The 16,335-nt window shown below is 71.7% G+C and carries 17 protein-coding genes; 13 read left to right on the plus strand and 4 right to left on the minus strand.

What is annotated here, in order from left to right:
* The first annotated feature begins 27 nt into the window (after positions 1-27).
* Entirely contained in the window at positions 28-2,019 is a 1,992-nt protein-coding gene (gene thrS, locus ABZ321_RS39365; protein WP_344503499.1) for a threonine--tRNA ligase, read from the plus strand.
* Complete coding sequence (locus ABZ321_RS39370) at positions 2,016-2,531, plus strand: HIT domain-containing protein (protein WP_344503500.1); 516 nt, start codon at positions 2,016-2,018, stop codon at positions 2,529-2,531. Before thrS ends, ABZ321_RS39370 begins: the two co-directional genes overlap by 4 nt.
* Positions 2,532-2,534: 3 nt before the next feature.
* Here ABZ321_RS39370 and ABZ321_RS39375 read toward each other — a convergent pair whose 3' ends face one another.
* Positions 2,535-3,548 carry a hypothetical protein gene (locus ABZ321_RS39375; protein ID WP_344503501.1) on the minus strand — a complete coding sequence of 338 codons (1,014 nt, stop codon included), beginning with the start codon at positions 3,546-3,548 and terminating at the stop codon, positions 2,535-2,537.
* Positions 3,549-3,586: 38 nt separating this feature from the next.
* On the opposite strand from ABZ321_RS39375, the gene ABZ321_RS39380 reads away from it, so the two are divergent.
* Positions 3,587-4,042 carry a GNAT family N-acetyltransferase gene (locus tag ABZ321_RS39380; RefSeq protein WP_354900651.1) on the plus strand — a complete coding sequence of 152 codons (456 nt, stop codon included), beginning with the start codon at positions 3,587-3,589 and terminating at the stop codon, positions 4,040-4,042.
* A 6-nt stretch (positions 4,043-4,048) separates the two neighbouring features.
* Here the strand turns inward: ABZ321_RS39380 and ABZ321_RS39385 are convergent, their stop codons facing one another.
* Positions 4,049-6,211 carry an elongation factor G-like protein EF-G2 gene (locus ABZ321_RS39385; protein WP_354900653.1) on the minus strand — a complete coding sequence of 721 codons (2,163 nt, stop codon included), beginning with the start codon at positions 6,209-6,211 and terminating at the stop codon, positions 4,049-4,051.
* Positions 6,212-6,400: 189 nt separating this feature from the next.
* On the opposite strand from ABZ321_RS39385, the gene pgsA reads away from it, so the two are divergent.
* The 9 genes from pgsA to ABZ321_RS39430 all read left to right on the plus strand — a co-directional run bounded on the left by pgsA (position 6,401) and on the right by ABZ321_RS39430 (position 13,039).
* Positions 6,401-7,048 (plus strand): phosphatidylinositol phosphate synthase, encoded by a 648-nt coding sequence (gene pgsA / locus ABZ321_RS39390; protein ID WP_344503504.1) that lies wholly within the window; start codon positions 6,401-6,403, stop codon positions 7,046-7,048.
* Positions 7,045-7,959 carry a phosphatidylinositol mannoside acyltransferase gene (locus ABZ321_RS39395; protein WP_354900655.1) on the plus strand — a complete coding sequence of 305 codons (915 nt, stop codon included), beginning with the start codon at positions 7,045-7,047 and terminating at the stop codon, positions 7,957-7,959. Before pgsA ends, ABZ321_RS39395 begins: the two co-directional genes overlap by 4 nt.
* 17 nt (positions 7,960-7,976) lie before the next feature.
* Complete coding sequence (locus ABZ321_RS39400; protein WP_354900693.1) at positions 7,977-9,116, plus strand: glycosyltransferase family 4 protein; 1,140 nt, start codon at positions 7,977-7,979, stop codon at positions 9,114-9,116.
* A 29-nt stretch (positions 9,117-9,145) separates the two neighbouring features.
* Positions 9,146-9,613, plus strand: a complete 468-nt coding sequence (locus tag ABZ321_RS39405; RefSeq protein WP_344503507.1) for a hypothetical protein — start codon at positions 9,146-9,148, stop codon at positions 9,611-9,613.
* 221 nt (positions 9,614-9,834) lie between these two features.
* Positions 9,835-10,743, plus strand: a complete 909-nt coding sequence (pdxS, locus tag ABZ321_RS39410; RefSeq protein WP_344503508.1) for a pyridoxal 5'-phosphate synthase lyase subunit PdxS — start codon at positions 9,835-9,837, stop codon at positions 10,741-10,743.
* A gap of 8 nt (positions 10,744-10,751) precedes the next feature.
* Complete coding sequence (gene pdxT, locus ABZ321_RS39415; RefSeq protein ID WP_354900658.1) at positions 10,752-11,408, plus strand: pyridoxal 5'-phosphate synthase glutaminase subunit PdxT; 657 nt, start codon at positions 10,752-10,754, stop codon at positions 11,406-11,408.
* 3 nt (positions 11,409-11,411) lie between these two features.
* A complete protein-coding gene (locus ABZ321_RS39420) occupies positions 11,412-12,167 on the plus strand; it encodes a YebC/PmpR family DNA-binding transcriptional regulator (protein ID WP_344503509.1) in 756 nt (251 codons plus the stop codon).
* 219 nt (positions 12,168-12,386) lie between these two features.
* The gene (locus tag ABZ321_RS39425) at positions 12,387-12,635 is read left to right on the plus strand and encodes a type II toxin-antitoxin system VapB family antitoxin (protein WP_344503510.1); all 249 of its coding nucleotides are present in this window, start codon (positions 12,387-12,389) and stop codon (positions 12,633-12,635) included.
* Positions 12,632-13,039: a PIN domain-containing protein gene (locus tag ABZ321_RS39430; RefSeq protein ID WP_354900660.1), complete on the plus strand. Its 408-nt coding sequence runs from the start codon at positions 12,632-12,634 to the stop codon at positions 13,037-13,039. Before ABZ321_RS39425 ends, ABZ321_RS39430 begins: the two co-directional genes overlap by 4 nt.
* A gap of 6 nt (positions 13,040-13,045) precedes the next feature.
* Here ABZ321_RS39430 and ABZ321_RS39435 read toward each other — a convergent pair whose 3' ends face one another.
* Positions 13,046-13,723 carry a response regulator transcription factor gene (locus ABZ321_RS39435; RefSeq protein WP_344503512.1) on the minus strand — a complete coding sequence of 226 codons (678 nt, stop codon included), beginning with the start codon at positions 13,721-13,723 and terminating at the stop codon, positions 13,046-13,048.
* Positions 13,720-14,850 (minus strand): sensor histidine kinase, encoded by a 1,131-nt coding sequence (locus tag ABZ321_RS39440; protein ID WP_344503650.1) that lies wholly within the window; start codon positions 14,848-14,850, stop codon positions 13,720-13,722. Before ABZ321_RS39440 ends, ABZ321_RS39435 begins: the two co-directional genes overlap by 4 nt.
* Before the next feature lie 166 nt (positions 14,851-15,016).
* On the opposite strand from ABZ321_RS39440, the gene ABZ321_RS39445 reads away from it, so the two are divergent.
* Positions 15,017-16,294 (plus strand): hypothetical protein, encoded by a 1,278-nt coding sequence (locus ABZ321_RS39445; RefSeq protein WP_354900663.1) that lies wholly within the window; start codon positions 15,017-15,019, stop codon positions 16,292-16,294.
* The last annotated feature ends 41 nt before the right edge of the window (positions 16,295-16,335 follow it).

The raw sequence follows: 16,335 nt of genomic DNA on the forward strand, positions 1-16,335 counted from the left end.
CACGCTTGGGAGCAGACCGTGTCCACAGTGCGCTCGAATACCATCGTGGTCACGGCCGGCACGACCGCCGCCGCCGCGGTCGCGGAGGCCGGGCTGCCGACCAGCGGGCCCAAGGCGATCGTCGTCGTCCGCGAGGCCGACGGCCGGCTCCGCGACCTCGACTGGACGCCGGAGCAGGACACGGAGGTCGAGGCCGTCGACCTGTCGTCGCCGGACGGGCTCAACGTGCTGCGCCACTCGACCGCGCACGTGCTGGCGCAGGCCGTGCAGGACCTGTTCCCGGAGGCGAAGCTCGGCATCGGGCCGCCGATCGAGCACGGCTTCTACTACGACTTCCAGGTCGCCAAGCCGTTCCACCCCGATGACCTGGACAAGCTCGAGAAGCGCATGCAGGAGATCATCAAGTCGGGGCAGAAGTTCCGCCGGCGGCGGTTCGAGTCGGTCGAGCAGGCCAAGGCCGAGCTGAAGGACGAGCCGTTCAAGCTGGAGCTCGTCGACGTGAAGAGCGACAGCGGCCAGACGGTGGACGACAAGGAGGTCATGGAGGTCGGCGGCGGCGAGCTGACGATCTACGACAACCTCGACGCGCAGTCGGACAAGGTCTGCTGGTCGGACCTGTGCCGGGGGCCGCACCTGCCGAGCACCCGCATGATCCAGGCGTTCAAGCTGACCCGCGTCGCCGCGGCGTACTGGCGCGGGTCGGAGAAGAACCCGCAGCTGCAGCGCGTCTACGGCACCGCGTGGCCGACCCGCGACGCGCTCAAGGAGTATCAGAAGCTCCTGGAGGAGGCGGCGCGGCGCGACCACCGGAAGCTCGGCGCGGACCTGGACCTGTTCAGCTTCCCCGACGAGATCGGCTCCGGGCTCGCGGTCTTCCACCCGAAGGGCGGCATCATCCGCCGGGAGATGGAGAGCTACTCGCGGCAGCGGCACGAGGAGTCGGGCTACGAGTTCGTCAACACGCCGCACATCAGCAAGTCGAACCTGTTCCAGACGTCGGGCCACCTGCCGTACTACGCCGACACGATGTTCCCGCCCATGGAGATGGAGGGCGCGGAGTATTACCTGAAGGCGATGAACTGCCCGATGCACAACCTCATCTTCCGGGCCCGCGGCCGGTCCTACCGTGAGCTGCCGCTGCGCATGTTCGAGTTCGGCACGGTGTACCGCTACGAGAAGTCGGGCGTCGTGCACGGCCTGACCCGGGTGCGGGGCCTGACCCAGGACGACTCGCACATCTACTGCACCAAGGAGCAGATGGTCGGCGAGCTGCGCGGCCTGCTGCAGTTCGTGCTCGACCTGCTGCGCGACTACGGCCTGGACGACTTCTACCTGGAGCTGTCCACCCGCGACGACTCGCCGAAGTTCATCGGTGAGGCCGCGGAGTGGGAAGAGGCGACCGAGGCGCTGCGCAACGCGGCGCTCGAGTCGGGGCTGGAGCTCGTGCCGGACCCGGGCGGCGCCGCGTTCTACGGGCCGAAGATCTCCGTGCAGGCGCGCGACGCGATCGGCCGGACCTGGCAGATGTCGACGATCCAGGTCGACTTCAACCAGCCGAAGCGCTTCGAGCTGGAGTACCAGGCGTCCGACGGCAGCCGGCAGCAGCCGGTGATGATCCACCGAGCGCTGTTCGGCTCGATCGAGCGGTTCTTCGGCGTGCTGACCGAGCACTACGCGGGCGCGTTCCCGGCGTGGCTCTCGCCGGTGCAGGTGGTCGGCATCCCGGTGCGCGCCGACCACGGCGACTACCTGGCCGAGTTCGCGGCGCGGCTGCGCAAGGAAGGCATCCGGGTCGAGGTCGACCACTCCGACGAGCGGATGCAGAAGAAGATCCGCACCGCGCAGCAGCAGAAGATCCCCTTCATGGTGATCGCCGGCGACGACGACGTCACCGGTGGCACCGTGTCGTTCCGCTACCGTGACGGCTCCCAGCGCAACGGTGTCGCCCTCGACGAGGCCGTCGCGCACGTGGTGGAGGTCGTCAGGTCCCGCACGAATGTGGGACCCTCGGCGGCATGACGACGGGTACGCCGGACGACATCGAGCGGTTGTGGACCCCGCACCGGATGGCCTACATCAAGGAGGACCGGGCGGGGGACCACGACGAGCCGACGGGGTGCCCGTTCTGCCGGGCGCCCGGCCTGCCCGATGAGGACAGCCTCGTCGTCGCCAGGGGCGGGCTCGTGTTCGCGGTGCTCAACCTGTACCCGTACAACCCCGGCCATCTGATGGTCTGCCCGTACCGGCACGTCGCCGACTACACGGACCTGACCGCGGACGAGACGGTGGAGCTGGCGACCTTCACGCAGGCCGCGATGCGCGCCGTGCGCCGGGCCAGCGGCGCGCACGGCTTCAACCTGGGCATGAACCAGGGCTCGGTCGCCGGCGCCGGCATCGCCGCCCACCTGCACCAGCACATCGTGCCCAGGTGGGGCGGCGACACCAACTTCATGCCCGTCGTCGGCCGGACGAAGGTCCTGCCGCAGCTGCTCACCGACACCCGGAAGCTGCTGGCGTCGGTCTGGGAGTAGCAGTCAGGACAGGTGCGCCACGGCCTCGAACGCGGGGTCGTGGCGCAGCTTCACCTTCGCCTTGCCGCCCGGCCAGCCGGCCGCGGCGGCCTTGACCTTCTCGCCGGCGCCGGACGTGCCGTCGAGGTAGCAGTGCAGGATGCGCCGGCCCGCGGTGGTCTCCTGCGCGACCACCTCGCCGGCGCCGCCCAGCGCCGCTTCGAGCGGCCCGTCCTCGAACGCCCGCAGCTCCTCCAGGGCGTCTTCGGTGGGCAGGCCGGCCTCCTCGGCCCGGTAGGGCAGGATCACCGCGGCGTGCGTGTCGAACCGCGGCCAGCGCGCCGACCGCAGCGGCCGCTGCACCATCCCGGTCAGCGGGGCGCCGTCGACCACGGCGGAGAAGACGGCCCAGGTCGGCTCCCGGTGCCGCTCGCGCAGGTCGTCGACGGCGGCGGCGAGCTCGAGCGGGTCCCGCGCGCCGTCGGGCTCGTCGGCGCTGAAGCCGACCGACCCGACCCACAGCTCGACGCCCTCCTCGCCGAGCAGCCAGTCGAGGGCGAGGAACGTGATCTGGCCGCGGACCGGCTCCGGCAGCTTGCGGAACAGCGGGTGGAAGCCGACGACGTCGATCGCGGCGGAGTCCTCGTCGGGGGTGAACGCGAACCGCAGCAGCGCGAGGTCCAGCCGGGCGCCGGCGATCTCGATCGTGGCCGTCAGCGTGTCGTGGTCGGGCTGGCGCGCGGTGTGGAACTCCCACTCCGGGTCGGCGGCCGGGGCGAGCGCGCCCCAGCGGGCGACGACCGCGCGCAGCTCAGGGTTGCCGCCGGGGGAGACGACCAGCGCGTGCGTGGCGGTCGTGCCCTTGCTGAACTCCCAGGTCAGGTCCTTGTGGATGGCCGCGACCCGCTTGCTGATCTGCGGGGTGAGCGGCTCGAACTCGCCGGTGGAGATGGCGTCGATCACGGCCTGGCGGATCGTGGGCCACCAGGCCCAGAACTCGACGACCGGGTCCTGCTTCCTGCCCCGCGAGAAAATCATGCCGCGCAGTGTAGGCGGACCTGGCATCGTCTGGTGTCGTGCGAGTGGAGCTGTACGACGGTGACCGGGTCGGCCTGCGGTGGTCGTTCGAGCTGGCCGAGGACTCCGCGGAGCTGCTGGACGGTTACCTGTACCAGGGCCGCGTGCTCGTCGCGGTGGATGGCGGGCGGACCGTGGGCCACCTCCAGCTGGTCGGTCTGGAGGTCAAGAACATGGCGGTGGTGCCGGAGCGGCGGGGGACCGGTGTCGGTGCGGCCCTCGTCGAGGCCGCCGCCGCGTTGGTACGGGAGGAGGGCGGCGGGACGATGCTGGTGGCCACCGGCGCCGCCGACGTCGGCAACCTGCGCTTCTACCAGCGGCAGGGCTTCCGCTTCCGGTCGGTGGAGCGGGACTTCTTCACGCCCGCGAACGGGTACCCGGCCGGGATCATGGTCGACGGCATCGAGCTGCTCGACCAGGTCTGGCTGGACCGGGTGATCCAGCCAGACCGTTGACAGGCCTCAGCGGGCCGCGGCGTGCTCCTTCTTCACCGCGTCCGCCAGGTGCGTCGGCATCGGGTCGTGCCGGGCGAACGCGCGGGTGAACGTGCCCGAGCCGGACGTCATCGCGCGCAGCTCGACCGCGTACCGGACGAGCTCGGTGGCGGGCACCTCGGCGTGCACGAGGGTCCGCTCGTGCCCGGCCGGGTCCGGCTCGTTGCCCAGCACCCGGCCGCGGCGGCCGGACAGGTCGCTCATGACCGCGCCGACGAACTCGTCGGGGACCCGGATCCAGACCTCGTCGATCGGCTCGAGCAGCGTCGTCTGGCCCTGCTCGGCGGCCTCGCGCAGGGCGAGCGCGCCGGCGGTCTGGAACGCCGCGTCGGACGAGTCGACGGAGTGCGCCTTGCCGTCGAACAGGGTGACCCGCACGTCGACGACGGGGTAGCCGGCGACCATGCCGCGCTCCATCTGGTGGCGGACGCCCTTCTCCACCGACGGGATGTAGTTGTGCGGCACGACCCCGCCGACGATCTTGTCGACGAACTCGAAGCCGGACCCGCGCGGCAGCGGCTCGACCTTGATGTCGCAGACCGCGTACTGTCCGTGCCCGCCCGACTGCTTGACGTGCCGCCCGTGGCCCTGGCTGGGCGCGGCGAACGTCTCGCGCAGCGCGACCCGCACCGGCTCGGTGTCCAGCTCCACGCCGCCGGAGCGCAGCCGGTCGAGCACGACGTCGGCGTGCGCCTCACCCATGCACCACAGCACCAGCTGGTGGGTCTCGGAGTTGCGCTCCAGGCGCAGCGTCGGGTCGCCGGCGACGAGCCGGCCGAGGTTCTTGGCGAGGGCGTCCTCGTCGGAGCGGGTCTTCGCGACGATCGCGATCGGCAGCAGCGGCTCCGGCATCACCCACGGCGCCATGAGCATCGGGTCGTCCTTGCCGGAGATCGTGTCGCCGGTCTCCGCCGTCGTCGACTTGGTGATCGCGACGATGTCCCCGGCGACCGCGTACGGCACCTCCCGCAGCGCCGAGCCGAGCGGCGAGAACAGGTGCGCGAACCGCTCGTCGGCGTCGTGGTCGGGGTGGCCGCGCTCGGCCATGCCGTGCCCGGAGATGTGCACCGGGCTGTCGGGGCGCAGCGTGCCGGAGAAGACCCGCACGAGGGAGACGCGGCCGACGTACGGGTCGATCGTCGTCTTCACCACCTCGGCGATGAGCGGGCCGTCCGGGTCGCAGCGCAGCGGCGCGTGCGGGTCGCCCGCGATGTCGGTGACCGGCGGCACGACGTGCTCCAGCGGCGACGGGAACCCGCTGGTCAGCACCTCCAGGAGGGCGTCGAGGCCGAGGCCGGTCTGCGCGCAGACGGGCACGACGGGGTAGAAGGTGCCGCGGGCGACCGCCTTCTCCAGGTCCTCGATGATCACCGACGTCTCGATGACCTCGCCGCTGACGTAGCGCTCCATGAGCGTCTCGTCCTCGCTCTCGGCGATGATGCCTTCGAGCAGGCTGTTGTGCGACTCCTCGATCGCCGGCAGGTGCTGCGGCTCCGGGTCGCGGACCGACGGCGGGTAGCCCGCGGAGTAGTCGAAGACCCGGTGGGTGACCAGCGCGATGAGGCCCTCGACCGCGGCGCCGTCGTCGCCGAGCATCGGCAGGTACAGCGGCAGCACGTTGTCGCCGAACGCGTCCTGGCAGAGCTCCAGGGTGTCCTGGAAGTCGGCGCGCGGGTGGTCGAGGCGGGTGACGGCGACCGCGCGGGGCATGCCGACGGCGGCGCACTCCTCCCACAGCGCGGCGGTGGCGGCGTCGACGCCGTCGACGGACGACACGACGAACAGCGCCGCGTCGGCGGCCCGCAGGCCGGCGCGCAGCTCCCCGACGAAGTCGGCGTACCCCGGGGTGTCGAGCAGGTTGATCTTCGTGCCGCCGTGGAGGACGGGGGCGCAGGACAGGGTCACCGACCGCTGCTGCCGCACCGCCGCCGGGTCGTGGTCGGTCACCGTGGTGCCCTCGGACACCGCGCCGGCCCGGCCGATCGTGCCGGTCGCCGCGAGCAGCGCCTCCACGAGGGTCGTCTTCCCGGCGCCGGAGTGCCCGACGACCACCACGTTGCGTACCCTGCCGGGGTCATCAACCGTCGGCACCGGGCCGGCGACACCCTTCTCCTGGACCTTCTGCGCCATCATGCGCCTCCCGTCCTGCCTGCTGTGAGCAGTCTCACAGTCACGACCTGTTCACCGATCCCACACCCGAACCATCACCGACACAAGAGCCCTTCGACCCCACCGGCGGCCTACGGTTTACTCAAGCACCGTGAGCAGGCCCACGCGCAGGTATCCGGCAAGCTCCGCCGCCGTTATCGTGGGAGCGCCATGGCGAAGATCCTCAGCGTAGTCAGCAAGGCCGGACTGGCCCGCATCGTCAACCCCGTCGCGGCCGCGCTGTTGCGCGCCAAGGTGACCCCGAACGCGGTGACCGTCGCCGGCACCGTCGGCGTGCTCGTCGGCAGTCTCGGGTTCGCCACCCGCGGCCATATGGTCATCGCGCTCGTCATCGTCACCGTGAGCTGCCTGACCGACATGCTCGACGGGTCCATGGCCCGGCAGCTCGGCGTCAGCAACAAGTTCGGCGCCCTGCTCGACTCGACCATGGACCGCGTCTCCGACGGCGCCATCTTCGGCTCCGTCGCCTTCTGGTTCGCCTCCCAGGGTCAGCTGCGCGAGTGCGCCGCGGCGCTGCTGTGCCTGCTCACCGGGCAGGTGGTGTCCTACGTGAAGGCCCGCGCCGAGGGTCTCGGGATGACCGCCAACGTCGGGCTGGCCGAGCGGACCGAGCGGCTCATCCTGGTCGGGATCGGTGGCCTGCTGTTCGGTTTCGGCGTGCCGTACGGCATGGAGGCGGCCCTGTGGCTGTTGGTGCTGCTGTCGGTGATCACCATCGGGCAGCGGATGTCGCACGTGTACCGGCAGGCCCGCGAGCTCGCGGCGGCCGCTGACGCCGGCGATCGGGCGGCCCTGTGAACCTCGCGGAACTCGGCTACGGCGCCGCCTTCACGCTCATCCCGAAGCTCCCCCGCGCGGTGACCTGGCCGCTGTTCTCGGCCGCCGCGGCGCACGGCTCCCGCCGGTACCGCAGCGGCAAAGGCGGCAAGGGCACGCTGAGGCTCGCGTCCAACCTGCGCCGGGTCGTCGGCCCCGGGCCGTCGGAGGCCGAGCTCGCCGACCTGGTCGAGCGGGGGCTGCGCTCCTACTCACGCTACTACCTGGAGGCGTTCCGGCTGCCGGGGCGCTCCCGGGCGCAGCACCTCAGCGGGTTCCGGCTGGACCGCGGCGAGCTGCTCGCCAAGAACGTCGCCGACAAGGCCGGTGCCGTCATCGCCCTGCCGCACGCGGGCAACTGGGACGCGGCCGGCGCCTGGGTCGCCGCCAACGGCTGGCCGATCGTGACCGTCGCGGAGCGGCTGAAGCCGGAGAGCGTGTACCTGCGGTACCTGCATTTCCGGCGCGCGCTGGGTATGGAGATCCTGCCGACGACCGGCGGCGAGCGGCCCCCGTTCGACGTGCTGGAGGAGCGGCTGCGGGCCGGGTACGTGGTGCCGCTGCTCGCCGACCGGGACCTGACCGCCCGCGGCGTCGAGGTCGACTTCTTCGGCGGCCGGACGAAGATGCCGGCCGGCCCGGCGCTGCTGGCCCTGCGCACCGGCGCACCGCTCTACGCGGTGTCGATGTGGTTCGACCCGGACGCGGCCGCCGGCCGGCTCGAGGGGCCGATCCCGCTGCCGGACGCCTCGGAGGGGGCGCTCGACGTGCGGGTCCGGCTGCTCACCCAGCGGATCGCGGACGTCCTCGCCGCCGGCATCGCCCGCAACCCACAGGACTGGCACATGCTGCAACGACTCTGGATCGACACCCCCGCCATCGTGAAGGCTTAGGAGGCGTGGGAGGCGTGTTGCGCATCGGGATCGTCTGCCCGTACTCCTTCGACGTGCCCGGCGGCGTGCAGAACCACGTCCGCGACCTCGCCGAGACGCTGATCAGCCTCGGCCACGACGTCAGCGTCCTGGCGCCCGGCGACGACGAGAGTGCCGAGCAGCCGTACGTCGTGCCCGCGGGCCGGGCGGTGCCGGTGCCGTACAACGGCTCCGTCGCGCGCGTCTCCTTCGGTCTCATCTCCGCGACCCGGGTCCGGCGCTGGATGGCCGCCGGCCGCTTCGACGTGCTGCACGTGCACGAGCCGCTCACGCCGAGCCTGTCGATGCTGGCGGTGCTGTCGGCGCGCGGGCCGGTCGTCGCCACGTTCCACACCGCGATGACCCGCTCGCGGGCGCTCGCCGCCGCGCAGGGGCTGCTCCAGCTGGTGCTCGAGAAGATCACGGGGCGGATCGCGGTGAGCGAGCTGGCGCGCAAGGTCCAGGTCGAGCACCTGGGCGGCAGCGCGTGGGAGATCCCCAACGGGGTGCAGGTGTCGCGGTACCGCGCCGCCTCGCCGCTGCCCGGTTTCCCCGGCGACGGGGGCACGCTGGGCTTCCTGGGGCGGTTCACGGAGCCCCGGAAGGGCTTCCCGCTGCTGCTGACCGCGTTCGCGACGCTCGCCGCCCGCCGTCCGGGCCTGCGGCTGCTGGTGGCGGGCCCCGGCGACGTCGACGAGATCTTCACCGACTTTCCGGACATCGCGGCCTTCAAGGACCGGATCGTCTTCCTGGGGAAGGTGTCGGAGGAGGACAAGGCGCGGATGCTGCGCAGCGTCGACCTGTACATCGCCCCCAACACCGGCGGCGAGTCCTTCGGCATGATCCTGACCGAGGCGATGTCCGCGGGCGCGACCGTCGTCGCCAGCGACCTGGACGCGTTCCGGCGGGTCCTGGACGGCGGGCGGGCCGGTGCCCTCTTCCCCGTCGGCGACGCCGCCGCGCTGACCACCACCGTCGCCGGCCTGCTCGACGACCCCGCGCGCCGGGCCGCGCTCGCCGACCGGGCCGCCTCCGTCGTCGCCGCGTACGACTGGCCCGTCGTCGCCGAACGGGTCCTGGAGGTCTACTCGACGGTGATCGAGGTCGCCGGGGCCGTGGTCGAGGAGCCCGTCCCGTAGGCAGCCGGCCTTACCGTAGGCTTCCCGCCGTGTGGTGGGTGATCGCGGTGGTGGCGGTGGTGGTCCTGGTGGCGACCTACCTCACCTGGCTCGCGGCCCGCGTCGACCGGCTCCACGCTCGGGCGGTCGCGGCCTACGCCACGCTCGACGCCCACCTGGTCCGGCGCGCGGTGGCCGCGGTGGCCCTCGCCGAGGCGGCGCAGCTGCCCACCCTCATGTACGCGGCCCGGATCGCCGTCGACGCCCAGCCCGAGGACCGCGAGGTCGCCGAGAACGACCTCACCCGCCACCTGCGCGAGGCGGCCGCCGGCCCGGAGGACGTCGTCGGGCCGCTCGTGCAGGTCAGCAGGCGGGTCGCCCTCGCCAGGCAGGTGCACAACGACGTCGTGCGCGACGCCCTCGCCGTGCGCCGCCGGGCGCTGGTCCGCGTGTTCCGCCTGGCCCGCAAGCACCCCCGCCCCGCGTACTTCGACGTCGACGACCCGTCCCTGCCGTGAACCGGTACATGAGCGGCGAAACGCACGCTGTTTCCCCCTTCCTTCCGGTTTATCAGGCGCTCCGCGCCCGCTAAACCGGAAAAATCACCTTTTTCCGGGGGTTTGGCCGGCTGGTGGGATGCAACGTGGGCCGCGGGGTTCCCATTGGACGTCGGAACCTGTCACCCGGTCGGCGTAAACTCAAGGTGAATCCCGTTCAGCCCTGTGAGGAGTGCTTCGTCGTGTCCGAGTCGCCCACCACCAGCTCGTCAGTCACCGGCACCGCGCGGGTCAAGCGGGGCATGGCAGAGATGCTCAAGGGTGGCGTCATCATGGACGTCGTCACCCCCGAGCAGGCGAAGATCGCCGAGGACGCCGGCGCCGTCGCCGTCATGGCCCTGGAGCGCGTTCCCGCCGACATCCGGGCGCAGGGCGGGGTCTCCCGCATGAGCGACCCCGACATGATCGACGGCATCATCGCCGCCGTCTCGATCCCCGTCATGGCCAAGGCCCGCATCGGCCACTTCGTCGAGGCTCAGGTCCTGCAGGCGCTCGGCGTCGACTATGTCGACGAGTCCGAGGTGCTCACCCCGGCCGACTACAGCAACCACATCGACAAGTGGGCCTTCACCGTGCCGTTCGTCTGCGGCGCCACCAACCTCGGCGAGGCCCTGCGCCGCATCACCGAGGGCGCGGCCATGATCCGCTCCAAGGGTGAGGCCGGCACCGGCGACGTGTCCAACGCCACCACCCACATGCGCAAGATCCGTGGGGAGATCCGCAAGCTGACGTCGCTGCCCGAAGACGAGCTGTTCGTCGCCGCGAAGGAGCTGCAGGCGCCGTTCGAGCTGGTCAAGGAGGTCGCCGAGACCGGCAAGCTCCCGGTCGTGCTGTTCACCGCCGGCGGCATCGCCACCCCCGCCGACGCCGCCATGATGATGCAGCTCGGCGCCGAGGGCGTCTTCGTCGGCTCCGGCATCTTCAAGTCCGGCAACCCCGAGCAGCGCGCCGCCGCCATCGTCAAGGCCGTCACGTTCCACGACGACCCCGACGTCATCGCCAAGGTCTCCCGCGGCCTGGGTGAGGCCATGGTCGGCATCAACGTCGAGGAGATCCCGCAGCCGCACCGCCTCGCCGAGCGCGGCTGGTGACCGCCGGCATGATCATCGGTGTGCTCGCCCTCCAGGGCGATACGCGCGAACACCTGCACGCCCTGGCCGAGCTCGATGTCATCGCCCGTCCGGTGCGCCGCCCCGACGAGCTGGACTCGGTCGACGCGCTGGTCATCCCGGGCGGCGAGTCCACGGCGATGAGCAAGCTGGCGATCGAGTTCGGCATGACCGAGCCACTGCGCAAGCGGCTGGCCGGCGGCATGCCCGCCTATGGCTCGTGCGCCGGCATGATCATGCTCGCCGGCACGATCCTGGACGGCCGCCCCGACCAGGTGCCCTTCGGCGGCATCGACATGACCGTCCGGCGCAATGCCTTCGGCAGGCAGGTCGACTCGTTCGAAGGTACGGTCGACATTTCGGACATTGAAGGAGGGCCGTTCTCGGCGGTCTTCATCCGCGCCCCGTGGGTCGAGGAGGTCGGACCGGGCGTGCGGGTGCTGGGTCGTGTAAACGGGCGGTCCGGGCCTTCGGGCGAAGCCGCAAGGCCCGGACTGCCCGCACGTTCGGCCGCCGGTAGGATTGTCGCGGTTCGGCAGCAGCACCTGCTTGCCACCGCCTTCCACCCCGAGCTCACCGGCGACCTCCGAGTTCATCGGTACTTCGTGGAGATGGCGCGTGAGGCGGGCCAGACGACGGAGGGTTAGGCCATGTCCGGGCACTCAAAATGGGCGACGACCAAGCACAAGAAGGCGGTCATCGACGCCAAGCGAGGCAAGCTCTTCGCCCGCCTGATCAAGAACGTCGAGGTCGCCGCCCGCACCGGTGGTGGCGACCCGTCCGGTAACCCGACGCTCTTCGACGCCATCCAGAAGGCGAAGAAGAACTCGGTGCCCAACGACAACATCAACAACGCCGTCAAGCGGGGCTCCGGCCTCATCGGCGGCGGCGCCGACTGGCAGACCGCCATGTACGAGGGCTACGGCCCCAACGGCGTCGCCATCCTCATCGAGTGCCTCACGGACAACCGCAACCGCGCGGCGACCGAGGTCCGGGTCGCGCTCACCCGCAACGGCGGCAACCTCGCCGACGCCGGCAGCGTCTCGTACATGTTCACCCGGAAGGGTGTCATCATCGTGCCCAAGGCCGGCGAGCTGACCGAGGACGACCTGCTCCTCGCCGTCCTCGACGCGGGCGCCGAGGAGGTCAACGACCTCGGCGAGGCCTTCGAGATCATCAGCGAGGCGACCGACCTGGTGGCCGTCCGCACCGCCCTCCAGGACGCCGGCATCGACTACGAGTCGGCGGACTCCTCGTTCGTGCCGAGCGTGACCGTCCCCCTGGAGGAGGAGGGCGCCCGCAAGGTCTTCAAGCTGATCGACGCCCTCGACGACTGCGACGACGTCCAGAACGTCTACGCCAACTTCGACGTCTCCGACGAGGTCATGGCCCTGGTCGAGGCCTGATCTCCGCCGCTGCCGGAACGGCCCCTCCCCGCACCCGGGGCAGGGGCCGTTCGGCGTTGACCGGGGCTGCTGCTCATGTCGTCCGTCGACACCGTTTCCGGTGGCACCGTCGCCGGCGCGTTTGCTGGCGCCGGCCGTTCGTATGCTGGTGTCCGGGGCTCGGATCAGGCGGATTGCCGTGGGGCCATATGGCCACTAGGGTGGGGAAGGAGGTGGAACATGACCGAAACCGTCATCAAGGCGGCGACTGAGGCGGCCGCCGAGGAAGACGTGGCGATCGACGAGGAGCTGCTCGAGGAGGCTCAGCGACACTTGGGAACGTCATCACGCAACGAAGCGATCAACGCGGCGCTCCGTGAGTTCGTCGACCAGCAACGCGCCCGGCGGCGCGCGGCCCTGCAGGACCTGCGGCGCCTGTCGGACGAGGGTGCGTTCAAGTACGACGCCCTTGACGAGGTGGACGAATGAGATTCCTCGTCGACACAAGTGCGCTGGTCCGGCTTCAGCGCAATCAGGCCGCGGCCGCGTGGGACGACGTCGTCGAGCGTGGGTTGATCGTGGTTTGTGAGCCGGTGCTCGCCGAGGCGATGTCCATCACCGACGCGAAGGGCTACGAGGCCATCGAGGAGCGGATCCTTGCGCTCTATCCGTGGGCGGCAATCCCCGACGACATCTGGTCGCTGGTCAGCGCCATCCGTCATGAGCTGATCCTGCCGAGCGTGTATCAGGGTGTCTCCGTGGCGGACCTGGTGGTCGCGGCGACCGCGATCCGGCTCAAGCTCGTGGTCCTGCACGAGGACGGCGACTTCGAGACGATCGCGCGGCACGTTCCCGAGCTCCGGCAGCAGCGCGTCAGTGTCGAGCCGGGCTGACCGGGGTCATTGGCCGGGGCGGACGAGGCCTGACTCGTAGGCGTAGACGACGGCCTGGACGCGGTCGCGGAGGGCGAGCTTCATCAGGACGCGGGCCACGTGGGTCTTCACCGTGGCCTCGCCGACCGTGAGGGCGGCGGCGATCTCGCCGTTGGACAGGCCGCGGGCCATGAGGCGCAGGACATCGGTCTCGCGCGGGGTGAGGTCGGCGAGCTCGGGTGGGGGCTGCGGGCCGGGGGTGCCGGCGTACGAGGCGATCACCCGCGTCGTGACCGCCGGGTCGAGGAGGGCCTCGCCGGCGGCGACCACGCGGATCGCGGTGATGAGGTGCTCGGGGGAGGAGACCTTCAGCAGGAAGCCGCTCGCGCCGGCGCGGAGGGCCTCGTACAGGTTGTCGTCGGTGTCGAACGTGGTGAGCACGATGATGCGGGGCGGGTTCGGGGCGGCGAGCAGGGCGCGGGTGGCGGCGAGGCCGTCCTGGCGGGGCATCGCGATGTCCATGAGGACCACGTCGGGGCGTAGCCGGCGGGTGAGGGTGACCGCCTCGACGCCGTCGCCGGCCTCGCCGACGACGTGCATGTCGGACTCGGTCTCGATGACCATGCGCAGGCCGGCGCGGACCATCCGCTGGTCGTCGGCGATGACCACGCTGATCTTCGAGGCGGGTGCGGGACCGGAGCTCATGACGCCACCAGCCGCGGCAGCCGGGCGTGGACGGCGAAGCCGCCGGAGGGGAGCGGGCCGGCGTCGAGGTCGCCGCCGAACAGGGTGACGCGCTCGCGCATGCCGATGAGACCCTGGCCGGAGCCGGGGGCCGCGACGGTGACGGGGCCGCCCTCGTCGACGACGGAGAGGTGGACGCCGTCGTCGGCGTAGCGCAGGGACACGGTGACCGCGGCGGGTCCGGCGTGTTTGAGCACGTTGGTCAGGGCCTCCTGCACGATGCGGTACGCCGAGAGGTCCGCGGCCGGCAGCAGCGTCACCGGCGTGCCCGAGCGGTGCAGGGTGACCGTCAGGCCGGCCTCGCGGACCTGGGTGAGCAGCTCGTCGAGGCGGTCGAGCCCGACCGGTGCCGCGGTGGTGCCGCCGGTGCCGGCCGTGTCGCCCCGGAGCAGGCCGAGCGTACGGCGCAGCTCGCCGACGGCGTCGCGGCCCGAGGACTCGATGTTGCGCAGCAGTTCGGCGTCGACGGTGAGGCCCGCGTCGAGGCGGCGGCGGACCACGCCCGCCTGGATGACCATGACGGTGACGCTGTGCGCGACCATGTCGTGCAGCTCGCGGGCGATCCGGACGCGCTCCTCCATGACCGCCTCGCGGACCCGCTGCTCGCGGATCGCGGCGCGGGCGGTGGCGGCGTCGGCGCTCTGGCGGTGCTGGACGCCGAAGACCGTGCCGAGGATCCACGGCGCGACGGGGAAGAAGAACGCGCCCATCGGGTCGCCCGGGTCGACCTGCCAGAAGGCGGCGCCGGTCGCGACGGCGAGCAGCAGGCCGGCGACCCCGCGGGCGCGGGCGAGCCGGCCGGTGGTGCCGAGCAGCGGCACGTGCCGCCCGACCGTGTACGCCGCGATGATCATCGCGGCGAGCTGCCACAGCCGGTAGTTGACGATCTGGTCCGGATACCAGTACTTGAGGCCGCCGACGCAGCTGGCGAGCAGGCCCGTGAGCGGGACGGCCCGGCGCAGGGCCACGAGCGGCGCGAACCCGGCCAGCACGAACGGCCACCAGCCGCCCGGCTGGTGCGCGACCGCCTCCTCGGTCAGGGCGAACGCCACGAACGCGCCCGTCAGCGCGAGATCTGCCCGCCTCATCTCCACGAGATGACCGTAAGCGGTCCCCGGCCGGGGATTCGCCCGTCCAAGGAATGACGGCCGGTCCCCCGAGCGGGGGAGGACGGCTCCCTCGCCATGGTGGCGACGTGCGAGCCGGCTCATACGTACCTTGCTGGTCCAACGTGAATTCGACAGGGGTACAGATATGCGGCTTCTCCTCTTCAGGCTCGTGCTCTTCCTCGCGCCCGCCTTCCTCGCCGTCGCCACGGCGGTCGATCCCGCCCTCGGCGAGGACCAGGGCTTCGGGATCTACCGGGAGCACCCCGACGCCATCCAGTGGCACTCGGTGCTGCTGCACTGGGCGTGGGTGCTGTTCGTGCCGGTGTTCCTCGGGCTCCTCGCACCGATCCGGCGCAAGGGCGCCGTGCTCGCGCGGATCGCGTGGTGCGCCGCGGTGTTCGGGCTCGTCACGTTCTCCGCGATGATGGCGTACGACCTGGCGATCCTCGCCATGGAGCAGACGCTGACCGACGCCGACGTCAAACGCGCCGACGAGGCGTTCCAGTCGATGCAGTGGGCGGCGTTTGGCTGGCAGGGGCCGGGCCTGGCCGGCTGGGCGCTGGCGCTGCTGCTGACCCCGGTCGCGGCCGCCTACGCGAAGGTCATCTCCTGGTGGACGGCGGCCGCCGCGCTGCTGGGTTCGGTGCTGTACCTGCAGTTCGCGATCTCGCCGCTGCCGGTGAACCTCGCCGGGCCGGTCGTGATGCTGGTGGCGTACTGCTATGCCGGGTGGGAGATGGGCCGGCGGACCGACCCGTCCCGGGCGGACGAGCCGGCGACGTTCGGCGTGTTCAAGGACCGGGTGGGCCGTTTCGGGCTCGTCGCCGCGCCGGTCGTGTTCGGGGCGGGGCTGCTGACCGTGCCGGGGCTTTCGCCGGACATCGAGGAGTCGGTGCGGCAGCCGGACCTGGCGCAGGTGAGCGCGCTGTTCCTGCACTGGGCGTGGGTGCTGTTCGTGCCGGGGATGCTGCTGCTGATGCGCCGCGGCCGGCGGTTCACCAGCGTGGCGGCCGCCGTCACCGCGTTCGCGCTGATGCACTTCAGCGGGCTGATGGTCGGCGACTTCAGCGACCTGGCGGTCCGGCAGACGGTGCCGGCCGAGCTCGCGGCGAAGGTGACGGAGGCCTTCGGCGGGTATGCGCTGTTCGCGATCGGCTGGGCCGTGCCGGCCATGCTGGTGAGCCTGCTCGGCCTGATCGCGGTCCCGATCGGCGCCGCCGTCGACGGCCTGGTCCGCTGGTGGGTGCCGGTGCTCACGGGTCTGGGCGTGGTGGCGTTCCTCGCGGTGGGCGTCGGCCCGCTGTCGGTGCTCAGCCCGCTGCTCCTGCTCGCCGGCTACGGCCTGCTGGCCAAGGCTCTCCCGCCCCGCCCGCTGCAGGCGGCGACCCCCGCCCCCACGGCGGAGCCCCAACCCGCCGCGTGAGCGGACGGCCCGCGGCGCCGGCGACAGGTGGCGCCGGCGCC

The organism is Dactylosporangium sp. NPDC006015, assembly GCF_040614215.1.
GTDB classification, from domain to species: domain Bacteria; phylum Actinomycetota; class Actinomycetes; order Mycobacteriales; family Micromonosporaceae; genus Dactylosporangium; species Dactylosporangium maewongense.

Coding starts and splice junctions, on each gene's coding strand:
- pgsA (WP_344503504.1), top strand. CDS start 6,401: ATGGCGAAGATCCTCAGCGTAGTCAGCAAGGCCGGACTGGCCCGCATC.
- ABZ321_RS39420 (WP_344503509.1), top strand. CDS start 11,412: ATGTCCGGGCACTCAAAATGGGCGACGACCAAGCACAAGAAGGCGGTC.
- ABZ321_RS39435 (WP_344503512.1), bottom strand. CDS start 13,723: ATGAGCTCCGGTCCCGCACCCGCCTCGAAGATCAGCGTGGTCATCGCC.
- ABZ321_RS39445 (WP_354900663.1), top strand. CDS start 15,017: ATGCGGCTTCTCCTCTTCAGGCTCGTGCTCTTCCTCGCGCCCGCCTTC.
- pdxT (WP_354900658.1), top strand. CDS start 10,752: ATGATCATCGGTGTGCTCGCCCTCCAGGGCGATACGCGCGAACACCTG.
- ABZ321_RS39430 (WP_354900660.1), top strand. CDS start 12,632: ATGAGATTCCTCGTCGACACAAGTGCGCTGGTCCGGCTTCAGCGCAAT.
- ABZ321_RS39385 (WP_354900653.1), bottom strand. CDS start 6,211: ATGGCGCAGAAGGTCCAGGAGAAGGGTGTCGCCGGCCCGGTGCCGACG.
- ABZ321_RS39375 (WP_344503501.1), bottom strand. CDS start 3,548: ATGATTTTCTCGCGGGGCAGGAAGCAGGACCCGGTCGTCGAGTTCTGG.
- ABZ321_RS39425 (WP_344503510.1), top strand. CDS start 12,387: ATGACCGAAACCGTCATCAAGGCGGCGACTGAGGCGGCCGCCGAGGAA.
- ABZ321_RS39370 (WP_344503500.1), top strand. CDS start 2,016: ATGACGACGGGTACGCCGGACGACATCGAGCGGTTGTGGACCCCGCAC.
- ABZ321_RS39440 (WP_344503650.1), bottom strand. CDS start 14,850: ATGAGGCGGGCAGATCTCGCGCTGACGGGCGCGTTCGTGGCGTTCGCC.